This window comes from Mucilaginibacter sp. CAU 1740 (genome assembly GCF_039839285.1).
In the GTDB taxonomy this organism is placed as follows: domain Bacteria; phylum Bacteroidota; class Bacteroidia; order Sphingobacteriales; family Sphingobacteriaceae; genus Mucilaginibacter.
In genome coordinates this window covers 358724-375790 of the sequence record NZ_JBDOQS010000006.1, presented here as the reverse complement: position 1 = coordinate 375790, position 17067 = coordinate 358724, and the positions used below count along the sequence as shown (strand labels likewise).

Below are 17067 nucleotides of genomic sequence, written 5' to 3'. Positions count from 1 at the left end.
TCTCTCCGGCAAGCCGCAAAGAGGGCAGGAAAAATAAAATAAGAAAATAAAAAATCCCCTCTTTACGCGCAGCGTAGAGAGGGGTGACGAGCGCAGCGATGTCGGGGTGAGTAAACGAAGCGACAAGTCCTCATCAAGCAAAAAAATGACCTAATGACGCGAAAGCAAATGCCCCAATGACCGCGCAGCGAAATGATGCGCAGCAAATGATACAAAGTAAAATGACACGAAGTATATTACTAACCGGCGGATCAGGATTATTAGGCAGGCACCTCACCAAGACATTGCAAGCTAAAGGCTATACCGTAAGCCATTTAAGCCGCAAGGCTGGCAATATCCCCAACGTAAAAACTTTTATCTGGGATATTGACAAGGGTATTATTGATGAGCATTGCATTGATGGGATTGATACCATAGTACACCTGGCCGGCTCAGGTATTGCGGAAAAGCGATGGACAGATGCCCGGAAAAAAAACCTGATAGATAGCCGGGTAAAATCCATCGAGTTGATCTATGATCTGCTTAAACGCAAACAGCACCAGGTTAAATCGGTAATATCAGCATCTGGCATTGGTTATTACAGCAACAGGGGCGATGAGCTGATGTATGAAACAAGTGCGCCTACCTCCGATTTTATTTCGCAGTGTTGTGTACTTTGGGAAGCCGCGGTTGATGAAGGCGAGAAGCTGGGCATACGGATCTTAAAATTCCGTACCGGGGTTGTATTGGATAAAGACGGAGGGGCCTTGCCTACCCTTGCACAGCCTATTAAATTATATGTAGGTTCGCCCATTGGCAGCGGCAGGCAGTGGGTTCCGTGGATCCATTGGCAGGATGTGGTGGATATGTACCTGCTGGGTATTGAAACCAATACCATGAGCGGCGTTTATAATATGGTAGCGCCAAACCCTGTAACCAATAAACAGTTGACACAGGCTGTAGCCAAACATTTGCACAAACCTTTGTGGGCGCCCAATGTACCGGGCCCTGTTTTAAAATTGATGCTGGGCGAGATGAGTAGCATTGTACTGGGCAGTACCAAAGTATCGGCACAAAAAATTGAGGATGCCGGTTTTACATTTAAATATGCCGATATCAATACGGCATTAACCGAAATTTATGGATCATAAAACACCTGTAAGCATATTCTGGTTCCGTCGCGATTTACGCTTAGATGATAACGCCGGACTTTACCGTGCCTTAAAAAGCGGCAACTCGGTTTTGCCTGTTTTTATTTTTGATAAAGAGATCCTGGATCAACTGGAAGATAAGGATGATGCGCGTGTTACGTTCATCTACCAAACCATCGAAGATTTAAGCGCCGAACTGCATAAACACGGCGGCAGCCTGCTGGTGCTATATGATAAAGCCTTAAACGCCTGGGATCACCTTATTAAAGAATACACCATTGCCGAGGTTTACACCAATCACGATTATGAACCATACGCCAACAAGCGCGATGAAGCTGTGCGTGAAAAACTGGCTAAACATAACATGCCCTTTAAAACTTATAAAGACCAGGTAATATTTGAAAAGGACGAGGTAACTAAAGACGATGGCAAGCCTTACACCGTTTACACGCCTTATCAGCGTAAGTGGTATAGCAAGCTGAAACCGTTCTATTTAAAAAGCTATCCCACAACAAAATATTTAAAAAATCTGTATCAAACCAAACAGCTGCCCATCCCTACGCTTAAGCATATGGGTTTTGAAAAAAGCGACCTGCCCCTACCCGATAAGCAGTATAAAGATGTGATACATGATTACAAGCAGGATCGCGATTTCCCGGCCATTAAAGGTACATCGCACATCGGCATGCACCTGCGCTTCGGTACGGTAAGCATCCGTCAGCTGGCTCATACCGCCCATGGCTACCAGGATAAAACCTGGCTTAACGAGTTGATATGGCGCGAGTTTTATATGATGATATTGCACCACTTTCCGCATACCATGGATCATGCCTTTAGGCCAGAGTACGACCGGATTGAGTGGATCAACAACGAAAAGCAATTTGAGGCCTGGTGCAAGGGCGAAACCGGCTTCCCCATTATTGATGCCGGCATGCGCGAACTTAACACCACCGGCTTTATGCACAACCGTGTACGCATGATAGTAGCCAGCTTTTTAACTAAAGATCTGCTGATCGATTGGCGATGGGGCGAACGTTATTTTGCCCACAAACTGCTTGATTATGAAATGGCCAGCAACGTTGGCGGTTGGCAATGGGCGGCCGGCTCGGGTACTGATGCGGCACCGTACTTCAGGATCTTTAACCCTGATGCACAAACCAAAAAGTTCGACCCGGAACTGAATTACATAAAAAAATGGGTTCCGGAATATGCCGACTTCGGCAAGTATCCAAAACCCATTGTTGATCACGCTTTTGCACGCGATAGGTGTTTAGCGGCTTTTAAAAAAGCGCTGAAGTAATGTTATTATTTAGTTTGCAACAGCTGATATAACAAAATCAAAATACAATGGAGTATTCGGACCGATAGCTCCTGAGTTACCAGAAGTACCGTAAGCCCACCTTGAAGGAATAATTATCGATACTGTAGCTCCGGAAGTTTGGCCGATCAAGCCTTCCTGCGCTCCTTTGATCAGGCCACTAACGGTAAATGACGTTGACGATGTAGCGCTATCGAATACTGTTTGAGCCTGGTCTAAAAGTTTGCCGGTGTAAGTACAGGTGATATACGAATCCGCATCAATTACATCAGTACCGGTACCTGGCGTAGATATTTTAACATACACGCCATCAGCAGTTTTAGTATAACCTGTCAGGCTGTTAGCTTTCATATAGTTTTTAATAACAGCGTCATCGTAAACCTCCTGGTTCGAGATCAAATTGATATAGTAATCCAAACTTTGGTTACCGCCAACATGCGAGTTGGCATTACTTGAGCTACCTAATCCATAACCATTTACACCGTAACCAATATGTGAAGGAATAATTACCCTTGCAGTTGTTCCTTTATATTTAACAAGGTCATGAATAGCCTTCTGTAACCCTTTAGGCAACGGAGGTGAAGATGTTAACTGACTGCCGCTAATATGGCCCACAAAACCGTAAAAATGATTTAAACTAACCGAATCTGTTGAAATGTATTTACCATCAAGTGTACGCATGGTGTATACAAATGATACGATGTCAGAATAATCAATTGGCGTGGTGCTGGTGCCCGGCGTTAATATTTTGTAATAAATACCCGATGTATCGCCGGTTACTGTATCGCGCTGCATGCCGGTAATACCGTTGGCTGCAATATAATTTTTGATCTGGGTGTCGTCGTACTGTTTAATATCCGGACTGTTCTTGTCTTTGCGGCACGATACCAGGCCTATAGAAATAAGTAATAAGAGCGTAAAAGTAATTTGTTTCATTTATTGTTTATTTATCCCGGCCTCGGGTTAATTTTGCTCCTTTTGGCCCTTATTTTATTTTACCGGATACCGGCTTTTAGTTAGTAACATTATACAATTGGATCTGAAAATCCATTACCGAATTAGCAGGCAGTTTTAACGAATCCTGTGGATACGGCCCATAAGCATAGCGCGATGGCACCAACAATCGCACATTACCACCCGGCTTAATTTGCGGGATCCCCAGCTGCCAGCCTTTTATCACACCACCTAAAATATAGGTAGGGTGAAACTTATCTGTTTGCGCAACCACCGTTCCCGAGGTTAAAATTTTGGCGGTATAACCCACCGTAACCTGGGTCGAGCTGGTGTATAACACATTGCCTGATCCCTGCTCGCCATCTTTAATAACATACCATACACCGGTTGTATCAATCCGTTTGGCATTTAAACCGGCATTGGCAGCAATATAATCGCTAATTATTTTATCGTCAATAGCCTTCTGGTTCTGATATTGCACCACAGGGTCAACACCCGATTTACCGCAACCATATATAATGGCGCTTAACAGTAATAAAACTAACAGTATCCTGTTCATCAATTTAAAAGGCAAATTTATTCTTTTAAAACAGAAAAACGGCAGGTTAACACTTTTTAACAATTAATAAAAAGCCGGAGCCGTTTTAAAACATCTTTCCCTAAGTGTTTTGGAGGTAGAACGTTGGATTTTTATTAAAAGTGTATTGGGGTGGGTCATTTACTTTGTGTCATTAGGTCATTGAGTCATTTTTTAACAGAATTAAAAATACTAAAGCAAATGACCTAATGACTGCGCAGCAATAATGATACGTAGTATAATGACCTAATGACTACGCAGTAAAATGACTTAATGATGCGAAGCTAAAGTGACGCAAAGCATAATGACCTAGTGACTGCGCAGCAAAAATGACGCGCAGCAAAAATTACGGTTTATAATTAACCGTAAGCTTATTCAACTTTTTCAGCGTCTCGATCAGGTGGTTTTTATCCGCTTCGCTGATATTGGCATCAAGGTAATTATTAAACTGCCGTACTATCACACGGGCCTGGTGGCGTTTTTCTTTGCCGAGGGGTGTAAGGTAGATCTTAACCGAACGTTTATCGCCGGCGTTGCTTTCCCGGTAAATAAGCCCGGTGGTTTCCAGCTGGTTCAGCATGCGCGAAAGGCTGGTTGATTTTAAACCCAGCAAGGCAGCCGCCTGTGACACGGTGGTGCCTTCCGTTTCGTCGATATTAATAAGCAGGTAACCGATAGATTGGGTGATGCCAAACTCGGTAACCAACTGGTTGTATCGGTTGGCCATAGTTTGCCACACTATTTTCAAAAAATAGTCGATGGTTTCCTGGTGTTTTACATTGTTATGCATGCATACCAAACGTAAGAAATGGTTATTGAATACGCAAGGGCTTCGCTCATTATGTCATTGGGTCATTAAGTCATTGATCTTGCGTGTAGAAAAATCTAATATTGCAAGGCAAAAATGACTCAATGACCCAATCAAATAATGACCATCACTACCACCCCATCGCCGTATCATCCCCCCTTGGGTCGGCGCCGCCTTCGTAGTAGCCCCATTGGGTTTTTAGGATGGCGTCAACGCGGCCTATGCCATTTCGGGTTACTATTTTGTAGCCTTTGCTTTGCAGTTTGCTAACCGTAGCGCTGTCAACGCCATCACGTTCTATGGTCACTTCATCGGGTAGCCATTGGCTGTGGAAACGTTTGGCGCTTACTGCCTGCTGCATATTTTGGTCAAACTCAATTACGTTTAATATGGTCTGAAATACGGAGGTAATGATGGTGGATCCGCCAGGTGTGCCCACTACCATAAACAATTGACCATCTTTTTCAACAATGGTAGGCGTCATTGATGATAGCATACGTTTGCCGGGCTGGATACTGTTGGCCTTGCCACCAATCAATCCATACATATTTGGTACGCCCGGTTTCGAGCTAAAATCGTCCATTTCGTTATTTAACAAAAAGCCCGCGCCCTGCACAAATATTTTGGAGCCGAAGGTATCGTTAAGGGTAGTAGTAATGGATACCGCGTTGCCCTCCCTATCCACAATAGAATAATGAGTGGTTTGATCACTCTCGTACCCAACAAAACTGCCGGGTTGGATACTGGTACTGAGCGTTGCTGTATCCCAGCTGAAGCTTTTCATGCGCGAGGTAATGTATTCCGGCCTCAGCAAAATATCAACCGGTACTTTATAAAAGTCCGGGTCGCCAAGATATTTGGAACGGTCGGCATATACCCGGCGCTCAGCCTCAACCATCAGGCGGATCGTCGAATCCTGGTTATGGCCATATCGTTTAAGCGGGAACTGCTCAACCGATTTTAGTAACTGCAACAACGCTATCCCACCGCTTGATGGCGGCGGCATGGTGATAATTTTATAGTTTTTATATTCTCCTATAATAGCTTTACGCCAAACTGCATGATAATCTTTCAGATCTTGTTTAGTGATAATGCCATCACCCTGCTTCATTTCGGCTACTATCATATCGGCAACCGGGCCATCGTAAAAGCCATCACGGCCCTTATCACGGATCTGCTCGAGCGTTTTGGCAAGGTCTTCCTGTACCAGTATATCTCCCTCTTTCCAGCCGCCCTCTTTCAGTAAATAATTTTTACCGGGGTTTAGTTTGATAAATTGAGCCGACGCCCAGTTCAAATCAGAAGCGAGGTGTTTGGTTACTTTAAAACCGTTACGGGCAAGGTTAATGGCGGGCTGCACCAGATCGGCCCATTTCAGTTTGCCGTATTTTTTATGCGCTTCAACCATACCAGCAACCGAGCCGGGTACGCCCGAAGCTTTGTGCGTATATAAATTCATATCAGGCACTACATTCCCTGCCGAATCAAGGTACATATTGGCATTGGCACTTCCGGGGCCTTTCTCCCTAAAATCGAGGGTATTGGTTTTTCCCTTTTTTGATCGATACACCATGAAACCGCCCCCGCCTATGTTGCCGGCCTCGGGCAGGGTAACGGCCAAAGCAAATTGCACAGCAACCGCGGCATCTACAGCGTTGCCGCCTTTTTTCAAAATATCAATCCCAACCTGCGCGGCATCCGGGTAGGCACAAACCACCATTCCGTTTTTATATTGGCCGCTATTGTTCTGCCCAAGTTGGCCTTGCACACAACCTGTTGGTACAACAAACAATATGATCAGGAATGATAACAGATACTTTGGAGTATATAATTTACAGGCAAATTGACTCATTATTCAATCTTAATTTTTTCTAAAATAAGCTATTGAGGTTCATAAACCAACAATCAAATAAGTATTCTTTACAACTGAAAATCAAAGCCATACAAGCACAATAGCTATGTTTTTGTTACAAAGTACCATAAAAAAGTAAATTTGCCGTTTACTTACCGGTGCATTAAAGTTTAAAATTGCTGTAAACAAGCAGGCTACTTTTGTGTTACCGCTACATTATCTTTCATTTAAATTCATCTGCATGAACAAATTAACGTACATCTTACTACTTTCCGCTGCTTTCTTATTCATTGGTAAAAAATCGCAGGCACAGGATTATCAAACTGCTATAGGCTTAAAATTTGGCGCTTACGAGGTTGGTCCCTCAATTAAATATTTTACTGATAAAAATACCTCGCTTGAGGGTATCATTGGCATCCGCGATCATGGCGTGGTATTTACTGGCCTGTACGAAAAAAGCACTACAGCTTTTAACGTTGATAAACTGAGCTTTTACTACGGCTTTGGTGGTCACCTGGGTTCGGTTGGCAGCGGCTATTACAAACGCTTTGGCGGCGACGATGAGTACTACAACGGGAAACACATTTTAATTGGTGCAGATGCAGTTGTTGGCCTTGAATATGTTATTCCTAACGCCCCAATTGCTATCAGTCTTGACCTTAACCCACGCTTAGAATTAGCCCGCGGACCATTCTTTGATATCGCGCCGGGATTAGGTATTAAGTATACCTTTTAAGTGATACTGTCTGAATCAGAATTTACAGAATTTAAGAATTAGCAAAATTATAGGTTCCAATAATCCATGATTCTGTTAATTTCAAAATTCTGTAAATTCTGATTCAGACAAAATTAAAAACCCGTGTGATCCCTGAAATAAAATCAGCGAAATCAACGTAATCACAATAATCAACGGTTCAAAAATATGGGCGTTGCCTGCGGCCCGGGCTATCCGTTCCAAGTCCTCGCCTTGCCTGCGCGCTATCCCTCCCCTCACTGCGGGCTTTACACTACTATCCCTAACGCGGCCTGCGCTCAGTTCCCAAAATAGCTTTACGTATTCTTTTAACCGCTTTCGCTACTAAAACTGATTACAGCTATTAAACAATACTAAGCGCCCCTATCTCACTACAACAAACTTTCTCCCATACACCTTTTTGCCAAGCAGCACCTTAATCACATAAACTCCAGGGGTAAGTCTTGACACGTTTACCTGTGTACTGTAATTACCCTTATCTACGTTGCTTTTGGTGCTGTATAAACTTTTTCCGGATTGGTCAACAACCGATAATGTTAAAGCACCGGCGTCCGGAGCGGTAAAAGTTACATTTAAAACATCTTTAGCAGGCACAGGGAAGGCGTTCAGCTTAATTTCACTGTTATCACCCTCGCCACCATCACGGGCATAATAAAACTTGTCCGATTCGGCTACGCAACCATTGGCCAGCGTAACCTGAACTGTATAATTACCGCTTTGTACAGGCTCATAAGTTACTTTCGTTGCACCATCTATAAGCGTACCGTTCAGCAGCCATTGGTTACCATCGGTAAAGCTTGATGTTAAGGTGTTGCCATTCTGTGTAATAATAGGTTTGCTCAACGTTACCGCCTTACGCGTGGCCGATGGACAGCCCAGGCTTTGTACCTTCATATCATAAAAATAGTAGTAGAAACCTTTGTAAGTGGTAGTATCGCCATTGGTATTACTTGCACCGTTACCGGTAATGCTGAAAATGTTACCTATTTTAAAAGGATAGCCTGTTACCCCGCCGTTGTTGCGGTAAAGGGTAGCGTCATCAACAAAATCAACCGAGATCTGGTAGTCGCCTGCGGCGGGTAAAGATAAGTTAAGGTCGTACACCTTGCCCTGGTCGTTAGGATCATCAGGTTGCGCACCGGCCAGTGGGGTGGTACGTGAGGCTACGGCATCGATAGTAGTTGTGGATACGATTTGCCCATTAGCGTTGGCCACGTTAAAAGTTATTTTACCAGGGTTGCCGATGTATAACCTCGCGCTTTGTATCAGCACAGGGGCTGCAGTATGCACACTTACGTATGGCGTAAACTGGTTATACCCACCACCCGAAAACACATTTTTGGTAGCAGGCCCTATCGAACCTTTAAAATCATTAACACCGGCGTAAAAAGTATTGTTAACAGGCGCTTCGGTAGTTATGGCTTCCGCGCCTGCGGCTATCGGCAACACATCATTAGCGTTTTTATACCAAAGCACCGTGCCATCACCCGTACCAAATAATTCATACTGCTGAGTTGTTGAACAATAATAAGCGCTCAGATCGCCAATGGTAGCAGGCGAATTTACGGTGATATCAGCCGTTATTGAGTTATTTCCGGTTACAGGATCACCCGCAAGATTACTGGTAGCTACCACAGTGTACGAAGCACCGGCCACGGCATTGAACTGACCACTTAAAGTAAAGTTATCTTCGGCAGATGGTTGCAGCGTTCCTTTGTAAGTATCGTTGTAAGTCGCTTTTACGTTATTGGCATCGGTAATAGTAACTGTTACCGGAATATTGCTGATAGCCGCGTTACCAAAGTTTTTCAACCTAACGGTAACAGGTGTACTAACCGAACAGGTACCGCCCACTCCCGGACTAACAACGGATATAACTCCGGCATCAATACCGGTTTGCAGAAACTGTACTCGGTAATCCTGCGTTTCACCTTTAGCGTAGTTGCCACAGGCTTTAACTGTAGTAGCATCATCGGTTTCGGTAAGCACCACCCGCATCAGGCTGTAAGCTCCTGCTGTAACCGTGCCGGGTACGGTGATGTTAGTATTATAAGTTCCGGTTGCATTAATAATACCGGTTGTTGCAACCAGTTCGTTATCCTCGAAAGTACCGTTGGCATTCCAATCGATAAAAACCTTAGCGGCTTTATTAAAATTATTACCGCAGGTGCCCAAGGTGAGGCTAAGCGGGTAAGTTTTGGCCTGTTCTAACTGCACGGTTAAATTGGTATAGTCCGAATAGCTTTTGCAGCCCGCGGCCGGCGTATTATCAATATTGGCCAGTTTAACATTGTTCACTCTCGAATCGGCATTAGATAAAGGGGCCGATGCGCAATAAGCCACCCCGCCAACGCCCGTAACAATTAAGGAATACGCCTGCGATCCTGACCTTAACGTGCCTTTATGCGTTACCGTAATTGTATAAGCCCTGCCCGGCACCGAGTTAGGGATATAAACCTGTTCAATATTATCGCGGATATTATCGCCTTTGGTAGCAGCCTGCCCCGGCTTTTCCGGATCGAGCACCCAAGGAGTAAAAGTTGTTGTGCCATCGCTAACCCTGATATCCAAATCGTTTACCAGTTTAGGTGTACGGCTATTGATAACCCCCTCAGTGGTTGCCGTGCCCTCAGGGTCTGTCCACGATATGGTGGCGGCAAGCAGTGTGCTGCCCGATGCTATTACGTTGTAAGTTTGCGTTTGCCCCTGCGATATTGTTTTTTCGCTCACAATGCTTTTGCCGCCATTATCGGTTAACGCCTCGGCGGCCGCCGTCATATTTAGCAATCCCCAGCCAAATTTATAATCGGGGCCAACATTGCCGGCATCAAAAGCGGTATGGCAAACCAGGCCCTTTATTGTGGCCGAACGCATAAACGCGCCGTTGTTTTTCTTAGCATAATATTCCTGTAGTAAATAAAGTGATCCGGTAACATTGGGTGATGCCATAGAAGTACCGGATAATGTTAGGTATGAGGTGGTATTACCAACACCTACCGAAAGTACGTTTACACCATCAGCAACCAGATCGGGTTTGATCCTGCCGTCGTCTGTCGGCCCCCAGCTGCTAAACGGGGCAATTACTACATCGCTACGGTTTTTAGGGCCGTAAAGCAGCGGATACACGGCACCAACGGTTATCCCGTTTTTTGAGTTGCCCGTTGTGCTGATAATATCATAGCCATCATTATTACTGATACCCGCAGGTCGTGCACCTTTATTAACAAAGGTTTGATCAGTTTTACTTTTGTAACCATAGTAGGTTTCACCCACGGCAGGGCCGTTATCCTGTCGGGCATTACCTGCCGAGGCCACAATGAGGTAGTAAGGCGCATTATAGGCTATTTTATCCCAGTTGGCCGTTTTGCTATCGTAAAAACCGAAGTTATAATCAACAGTATCACCGGGCAAGCCACTCCATTCCCAACGGCCGTCGCTATCATTATAGTCCCAGCCGGCAACTATACCGTACGAGTGATTAGAAAGTAACAGGTTGGCAGCGGCGGCACTCATTTCGGTTTCATCGTCATTAAAATCGTAAGACTGTAGGGTTGTTGCCCCGAACGACATGCCTTTTGCCGGAGCATACACTCCTTTAGCTATCATAGTACCGGCCACATGCGTAGAGTGATCAACAATAGCGGCGTTATTTTTAAGTGTAATATTTTTACCCGAAAACTCCTGATGTGCTTTGTAAACTGAACCACCATCCCAAATAGCCAGCTTGTTAGCCAAAAAATCTGACGAACCGGATAAATTCAACCCTAATGAGCCGCCGGGTTGCAGCGTGTTAGTACCTACCGTAGCCGCCGCCGTAGTGTTATTGTGCGTAGTTAAATAAACCGGGAACCCTAATTTATTAAGACCTTGCAAGGTAATAACGTTGCCCCTTTTGTTTCGGCGGACCAATGTCCAGCCATGGGTTTGGGCCAGCGATACGGCTTTATTATATGAAGTTTTATAAGCGGTGCTTGTTTGACTTGAAAGTTTATTGAGTTCGGCCTTGCCGGTAGCACTTACTAAGGGTTGCTGCGCAAAGATGCTGCCGGTTACACATAGCATCAAAAAGCAAAAAGAAACAGCTGTGTAAAGTTTATTCATTGGTTTGAAAGATAGGCAATTTTAAGAAAAATTACCTATCCAGTCATTTACTTTGTGTCATTTGCTGCGCAGTCATTAAGTCATTTGCTTTTCATCGCCAATAGCAAAGCAAAAATGACTTAATGAATAAATGACACGAAGTAAATGACGTGCAACAAATGACCTAATGACGCGAAGCCAATGATCAGCTACGATAGATATTTCCCAACTATCGGCATCCTCCTACCCATACCAAATGCTTTAGGCGATACCCTTAAAATGGGTGGAGTTTGGTAGCGTTTATGCTCGGCCGAGTTGGTGAGTTTAATAACCCTTTTTACAGTGGCTTCATCATATCCCATTCGGATGATCTCGGCAGATGAGCAACGGTTTTCGATGTATTCGGAAAGGATCTTATCCAGCACATCATACTCAGGCAGCGAATCGGTATCTTTTTGATCGGGCCTTAACTCGGCTGATGGCGGTTTAACGATAGAATTGATCGGGATGATCTCTTTTTCGCGGTTAATGTATCTCGCCAAATCAAAAACCTGCGTTTTGTAAACATCGCCTATAACAGAGATACCACCGCACATATCGCCATATAAAGTACCATAACCTACGGCAGCCTCGCTTTTGTTGCTTGTGTTTAATAAGATGTAGCCAAATTTATTACACATGGCCATCAGCAATACAGCACGGCTACGCGATTGGATATTCTCTTCGGCAATGTTGAATGGTAAACCATCAAACTGCGGGTGCAGGGCATTCTCAAACGCTTCGGTAACACTTTTAATCGGCACTACTTCGTGCTTGCAACCCAGGTTCTCTACCAGGTCGAGCGCGTCTTTTAATGAATGATCTGTAGAGAAACGGGATGGCAGCAATACCGCCATTACATTTTGCGGACCTAAAGCTTCGGCTGCCAAAGCACAAACAACCGCCGAATCGATGCCGCCCGATAAACCTAAAATAGCCTGCTTAAAGCCCGATTTATAAAAATAATCCCTGATGCCCAAAATAACTGCCTGGTAGATTTGTTCTATATCGCTTGCCCGCTCGGCTTTGATTGTTGTAGGGTGGTCAAAGCTTAATGTATTATCGGCATTCAGGGTGTAATACGCAAGTGTTTCTTCGAAGTACGGCAACTCGTCAATTACCTTGCCGGTGCTATCAAACACCAACGAACCGCCGTCAAATATTAACTCGGTTTGTGCGCCTACGTGGTTTACATATAGCAGCGGCAAATTATAACGGCTGGCGTTATCGCTCAATATTTCAATACGCTCCTCATCGTGGTTATAAGCAAAAGGTGAAGCAGCAATATTGATCATCACATCCGGCTGTTGATGGATCAGCGTATCCATTGGCCGGGTTATGTAAAGTGGGTTCTCAATAGTGTTCCAAAGGTCTTCGCAAATGGTTAGGGCTATGCGTTTGCCCTTAAAATCGATACAGCTAAATTCTGTTGATGGCTCAAAGTAGCGGTACTCATCAAACACATCGTAGTTTGGCAGCAGGGCTTTATTAACCACGGCTTTCACTTTACCGTCCTCAATAAAATAGGCTGAGTTACTCAGGTCTTTACCCTCGGGTTTGTTATTAGGGGTTGGCAGGCCTATAATGCATGCTATATCAACGCACACTTCGGCTATTTTTTTTGCAGCGTCATCGCACAAACCTATAAACTCGTCGAACTCCAAAAAATCACGCGATGGGTAGCCGCAAACGCATAGTTCGGCAAATACCACAAGGTCGGCGCCCTGGTTTTTAGCCTTGATGATATGATCAATTATTTTTTTGGTGTTCGATTCAAAGTTACCTACGTGATAGTTAAGCTGTGCTAACGCGATTTTCATAAGTATAGTCTGGTGTCTTGTTGGTAAGTCTGTAGCCTTAAGTCGCAAGTACTGAGTCAGAAAAAGTTAAGACTTCCGACTATCGACTTAAGACTTTTGACTATCGGCTTCGCAACATTATGTAAATAAAATTACTTTTGCCTCAATAAGGATAAAAAATGAGCTCTACCCGGTTTATAGCAAAGCAAATTTACTTAATTTTTTCCATCGGCCTGATATTAAGCAGTTGCCATAACAACAAAAAAGTTGATGTGAGCAATATTAAGGTTGATGTTAAGATCGATCGTTTTGATCATGATTTTGATGCCATGCACACCAAACCGATGGCAACCCAGGCCGCTTACCTGCAAAATAAGTATGGCACTTTTTATCCCGATTTTATTCAACGCATTTTACAGGCCGGCAGTACAAAGGATACCGCATATTTTGCAACGCTAAGAAAAGTGTTTGCAGGCAAAGCCTACACCGATCTGAAACATGATGTGGATGCCACCTTTCCCAACATGAATAAGCCGGAAGCCGACCTTACCGAAGCTTTCAAATACGTAAAATATTATTATCCGCAAAAGCGGCTACCAAAAGTTTACGCCTACATTTCGGGCTTCCAGGCACAAACCAGTATCGGCGACGGTTATTTTGCCATAGGTATCGATCTGTTTTTGGGTGCTAATTCAAGGTTTTATCCATCATTAACTGATGCTTTTCCGCATTACCTGTCAAAATGGTTTACGCCGGATAATATTGCACCGAGAGTGGTTGAAGGTATGGCCCGCGAGGATATGTTCCCCGAAAATGATGCTGATAAGTCGCTTTTGAATAAAATGATCTATAACGGCAAGATCATGTATTTTATGGATAAGGTTTTACCCGATATGGCCGATAGCACCAAGATCCGTTACACCACCCAGCAGCTGCAATGGTGCCATGATTTTGAAGGTAAAATTTGGGGGTACTTTTTGGAGGAAAACCTGCTTTATGAAACGGATTATCCAAAAATTCAGAAATACCTTACCGAAGCCCCATTTACCCCTGGATTAGGAGAGCGAAACGAATCGGCCCCTAAACTGGCCGTATGGACAGGCTGGCAAATAGTACGCAAGTATATGGACAAACATCCCGATGTTACCTTGCAGCAGCTGATGATCGATAAGGATGCCCAAAAGATATTGAACGAATCGGCTTATCATCCCAAATAAAAACCACAAAAAAAGCGCCCTCAAAACTGAAGGCGCTTTTTTTATATTGTTTCCCTGTTAGGGGTTTTTACTTCATGATAGCGAAAACGCATTTTAAAGCGATCAGGATACCGATGATCAAAATAATGTTCGAGATTGAAGTGAACATAAAGCCAGTGTTGGCATCGCCGGCAAAACGCAAAAACACGCCTACTATACCGATAATGATAGCAACAGTTAATAATTTGTAGTGACCTTCTGCGTTAGCATTTTCCATTGATTCCATGGTACCTATTTTTAATGTTTCCGCAAAAATAGAAATGTTTACCGAAAATGCGATAAAGTTTTTATGATTTTACGCCACTCGCAAACCATACCGGGTGTTTCCGCTTGTAAAAACGGAACAATCCCCACAAGGCTACCCCTAAAACTATAAATACCCAGGCATTGGCCAGGCCCAATAACAACTCAACAAACATATGCCAGCCATTGCTTAACGCTATGCTCAGCCTGCTTAAAAAAGACAACTGATAGGCCGACGGATCATCGTTAGCTATCATTTCCTGGTGAATTATATTGCTTTGGTAAAAACTTAGGCTAACTACACTGTATTTCACGGCCTCGTCTGTACGCATATTACCAATTTGCTGATCAACCATATCATCCTTAAGCAGCATCACATTTACGGGATCTTTAATAACTACTTTACCCTTCTTTTGCTGAGCTACCAGGTCCTGCCTGTTGCGGAGTTTTAATTTTTCGGAAAGGTAATCGAGCGTACGGTCTTCAATATCCATTTTGCGCAGGGTAACATACATGCCCATGTGGCTAACTTCGGTCATAAAACTTTCCAGATTCTCCGACGGCACTTTCACCGTCATATCGGCATTATTACTTAAAGCCGATATTCGCTTAACCGAATCATCACTTACACGAATATCATTACTTTGCTCAATGTTGGCCTGCATTTGGTGATGCATCACCATGCCGCCATCGCGGGTGGTAAGGGCGGCAATAGCATCGCCGGTTTGCTGTACATTTTTTACTTTGAAGCGCATTTCGGCCGTTTTTACCAGTTTGGTTGGAGCGATGTTGGCCTTTGAGGTATCGGCAACGGCCACCGTATCCGCACTGGTTGATGAGGCTTTATCGTCGCGGATTGCTTCGTAGTTTGAACCCTTACAAGCGCCCAGCAGCAACACACCCGTCAGCAACGCCAGGAATAATTTTGTTTTCATAACTGTTTAATTTTCTTTGGTATACATTGATACCGAAAAGCGATAAAAGGTAACCCTGATAGCTGATTTCGGGAATGATCGCGTTGATTTAGCTGGTTGTTTGAACCGGGATTTGGGTGGATTCTTAGGATGAATGGGAGATTTGTCTAATACGTGTATGCCTGAATATTAAACCGGTTAGAGGTATAACACCAATTATAAAGAAAATGAGTTTTCCTATCCAACCGTCAACAGGTTTGTAATTATTTGTAACGTAAACATGGTTGCGCGAAATATAATACTCCCACCACTCTCCCCGCCACACCGCCAAAACATAATTATTATTCCAATCCAAATCTTTTACTTTGTCCTTTATTTCCGCGTCAACAAACTTTGGCTCTCTTATATAACTTTGGTTTCCGTAATTACCTGTTGAATTATTTTTAATTCGTTCAAATTCGGCAACAGATGGTAACCTGCCATTTACCGATCTGAAACTATCAATGGTAGTAATGTTAGGGTCGATTTGATATTTTATAAAGTCCCGATCTTTTTTTGTTTGATAAGGAGCATCAAACAAAAAGCCGAAACCGACGCCGATGCACACGAGCAACCAAATAACGGCAACGAAGTAAATTATATAATGCGTAAATCCTTTCATACAACTATGGTAGTCAAATTTAGCAATTCACTTTGCAATTCAAAGTGAATTGCTAAAACAGTTGTTGACATGCAACAAAATCGAAAGAAAACGCAACGAACTAAAAATAATTTCGCTTTCCCTTTGTGTTTATTTGTAGATATAAACCATCGTCCTGAACCATGAAAAATCCAAAATCGTATTCTATTCCATTTTTATTATCTGTAGCAATACTTTGCTGTATTATACTACCGGGCTGCAACTTTAGCAGAGGGGCTAAAACAGACTTTGCCACCGGTTTAAAACTTAGCTATAAAGGATTTCGCATTCGGGATGCGATATTGGTAGACGCCAGCGGAAACAAAGTAAGCAGCAATAAAGTGCAGCTTAACACCAAAGTTGCCATAGCCGCAATTGGTGTTGAAAACTACGGATTAAAAGATGGCAAAGCACATCCTGGCCTATCGCTGTTGGTTACCGATAAAAACGGCAAACCCGCGCTTGATGCAGCCGATCTGTTTAACACACCGGAGGGTTACCCACCCGCGCAAGCCGCAGAATTACAAGGAACAATTACTGTTGGCCGCCCGATGGAAGCCGGTCAAACTTACCACGTAAAAATGCGCATTTGGGATAAAGTGACACCAGGCAACGAGATCAATACCGAAGTTGACCTTGTTGTTCAGTAACACATTCATGTCAA

14 protein-coding genes are annotated in these 17067 nt (G+C 43.8%); 5 read left to right on the top strand and 9 right to left on the bottom strand.

Features of this window, described 5'->3' with window-relative positions; all coding sequences use genetic code 11:
* Positions 1-221: 221 nt before the first annotated feature.
* Complete coding sequence (locus tag AAFN85_RS15870) at positions 222-1130, top strand: TIGR01777 family oxidoreductase (RefSeq protein ID WP_347528566.1); 909 nt, start codon at positions 222-224, stop codon at positions 1128-1130.
* The gene (locus AAFN85_RS15865) at positions 1120-2430 is read left to right on the top strand and encodes a deoxyribodipyrimidine photo-lyase (RefSeq protein ID WP_347528564.1); all 1311 of its coding nucleotides are present in this window, start codon (positions 1120-1122) and stop codon (positions 2428-2430) included. Before AAFN85_RS15870 ends, AAFN85_RS15865 begins: the two co-directional genes overlap by 11 nt.
* Positions 2431-2439: 9 nt before the next feature.
* On the opposite strand, the gene AAFN85_RS15860 is transcribed toward AAFN85_RS15865, so the two are convergent.
* The 4 genes from AAFN85_RS15860 to ggt all read right to left on the bottom strand — a co-directional run bounded on the left by AAFN85_RS15860 (position 2440) and on the right by ggt (position 6639).
* On the bottom strand, positions 2440-3384 hold the full coding sequence (locus AAFN85_RS15860; RefSeq protein ID WP_347528562.1) for an FKBP-type peptidyl-prolyl cis-trans isomerase: 945 nt from the start codon (positions 3382-3384) through the stop codon (positions 2440-2442).
* 76 nt (positions 3385-3460) lie between these two features.
* Entirely contained in the window at positions 3461-3961 is a 501-nt protein-coding gene (locus AAFN85_RS15855) for an FKBP-type peptidyl-prolyl cis-trans isomerase (protein ID WP_347528560.1), read from the bottom strand.
* A 364-nt stretch (positions 3962-4325) separates the two neighbouring features.
* Entirely contained in the window at positions 4326-4769 is a 444-nt protein-coding gene (locus tag AAFN85_RS15850) for a MarR family transcriptional regulator (protein WP_347528558.1), read from the bottom strand.
* Positions 4770-4917: 148 nt separating this feature from the next.
* Positions 4918-6639: a gamma-glutamyltransferase gene (gene ggt / locus AAFN85_RS15845; protein WP_347528557.1), complete on the bottom strand. Its 1722-nt coding sequence runs from the start codon at positions 6637-6639 to the stop codon at positions 4918-4920.
* A gap of 241 nt (positions 6640-6880) precedes the next feature.
* Here ggt and AAFN85_RS15840 point away from each other — a divergent pair, with 241 nt between their 5' ends.
* Positions 6881-7375: a hypothetical protein gene (locus tag AAFN85_RS15840; protein ID WP_347528556.1), complete on the top strand. Its 495-nt coding sequence runs from the start codon at positions 6881-6883 to the stop codon at positions 7373-7375.
* 381 nt (positions 7376-7756) lie between these two features.
* Here AAFN85_RS15840 and AAFN85_RS15835 read toward each other — a convergent pair whose 3' ends face one another.
* The gene (locus tag AAFN85_RS15835) at positions 7757-11494 is read right to left on the bottom strand and encodes a S8 family serine peptidase (RefSeq protein ID WP_347528555.1); all 3738 of its coding nucleotides are present in this window, start codon (positions 11492-11494) and stop codon (positions 7757-7759) included.
* Positions 11495-11682: 188 nt separating this feature from the next.
* Positions 11683-13332, bottom strand: coding sequence for an NAD+ synthase (locus AAFN85_RS15830; RefSeq protein WP_347528553.1), 1650 nt, complete (start codon positions 13330-13332; stop codon positions 11683-11685).
* A 158-nt stretch (positions 13333-13490) separates the two neighbouring features.
* On the opposite strand from AAFN85_RS15830, the gene gldB reads away from it, so the two are divergent.
* Positions 13491-14528 (top strand): gliding motility lipoprotein GldB, encoded by a 1038-nt coding sequence (gene gldB, locus AAFN85_RS15825; RefSeq protein WP_347528551.1) that lies wholly within the window; start codon positions 13491-13493, stop codon positions 14526-14528.
* Between the two features lie 67 nt (positions 14529-14595).
* Here gldB and AAFN85_RS15820 read toward each other — a convergent pair whose 3' ends face one another.
* The 3 genes from AAFN85_RS15820 to AAFN85_RS15810 all read right to left on the bottom strand — a co-directional run bounded on the left by AAFN85_RS15820 (position 14596) and on the right by AAFN85_RS15810 (position 16385).
* A complete protein-coding gene (locus tag AAFN85_RS15820) occupies positions 14596-14793 on the bottom strand; it encodes a hypothetical protein (protein WP_347528549.1) in 198 nt (65 codons plus the stop codon).
* Between the two features lie 61 nt (positions 14794-14854).
* Complete coding sequence (locus AAFN85_RS15815; protein ID WP_347528547.1) at positions 14855-15745, bottom strand: DUF4349 domain-containing protein; 891 nt, start codon at positions 15743-15745, stop codon at positions 14855-14857.
* Positions 15746-15869: 124 nt separating this feature from the next.
* Positions 15870-16385, bottom strand: coding sequence for a hypothetical protein (locus tag AAFN85_RS15810; RefSeq protein WP_347528546.1), 516 nt, complete (start codon positions 16383-16385; stop codon positions 15870-15872).
* A gap of 161 nt (positions 16386-16546) precedes the next feature.
* Here AAFN85_RS15810 and AAFN85_RS15805 point away from each other — a divergent pair, with 161 nt between their 5' ends.
* Positions 16547-17053 carry a hypothetical protein gene (locus AAFN85_RS15805; protein WP_347528544.1) on the top strand — a complete coding sequence of 169 codons (507 nt, stop codon included), beginning with the start codon at positions 16547-16549 and terminating at the stop codon, positions 17051-17053.
* Positions 17054-17067 lie beyond the last annotated feature (14 nt).

Bases quoted from the DNA above. Each gene is read 5' to 3' on its own strand.
- AAFN85_RS15870 (WP_347528566.1), top strand. From the start codon at position 222: ATGACACGAAGTATATTACTAACCGGCGGATCAGGATTATTAGGCAGG.
- AAFN85_RS15865 (WP_347528564.1), top strand. From the start codon at position 1,120: ATGGATCATAAAACACCTGTAAGCATATTCTGGTTCCGTCGCGATTTA.
- AAFN85_RS15860 (WP_347528562.1), bottom strand. From the start codon at position 3,384: ATGAAACAAATTACTTTTACGCTCTTATTACTTATTTCTATAGGCCTG.
- AAFN85_RS15855 (WP_347528560.1), bottom strand. From the start codon at position 3,961: ATGAACAGGATACTGTTAGTTTTATTACTGTTAAGCGCCATTATATAT.
- AAFN85_RS15850 (WP_347528558.1), bottom strand. From the start codon at position 4,769: ATGCATAACAATGTAAAACACCAGGAAACCATCGACTATTTTTTGAAA.
- ggt (WP_347528557.1), bottom strand. From the start codon at position 6,639: ATGAGTCAATTTGCCTGTAAATTATATACTCCAAAGTATCTGTTATCA.
- AAFN85_RS15840 (WP_347528556.1), top strand. From the start codon at position 6,881: ATGAACAAATTAACGTACATCTTACTACTTTCCGCTGCTTTCTTATTC.
- AAFN85_RS15835 (WP_347528555.1), bottom strand. From the start codon at position 11,494: ATGAATAAACTTTACACAGCTGTTTCTTTTTGCTTTTTGATGCTATGT.
- AAFN85_RS15830 (WP_347528553.1), bottom strand. From the start codon at position 13,332: ATGAAAATCGCGTTAGCACAGCTTAACTATCACGTAGGTAACTTTGAA.
- gldB (WP_347528551.1), top strand. From the start codon at position 13,491: ATGAGCTCTACCCGGTTTATAGCAAAGCAAATTTACTTAATTTTTTCC.
- AAFN85_RS15820 (WP_347528549.1), bottom strand. From the start codon at position 14,793: ATGGAATCAATGGAAAATGCTAACGCAGAAGGTCACTACAAATTATTA.
- AAFN85_RS15815 (WP_347528547.1), bottom strand. From the start codon at position 15,745: ATGAAAACAAAATTATTCCTGGCGTTGCTGACGGGTGTGTTGCTGCTG.
- AAFN85_RS15810 (WP_347528546.1), bottom strand. From the start codon at position 16,385: ATGAAAGGATTTACGCATTATATAATTTACTTCGTTGCCGTTATTTGG.
- AAFN85_RS15805 (WP_347528544.1), top strand. From the start codon at position 16,547: ATGAAAAATCCAAAATCGTATTCTATTCCATTTTTATTATCTGTAGCA.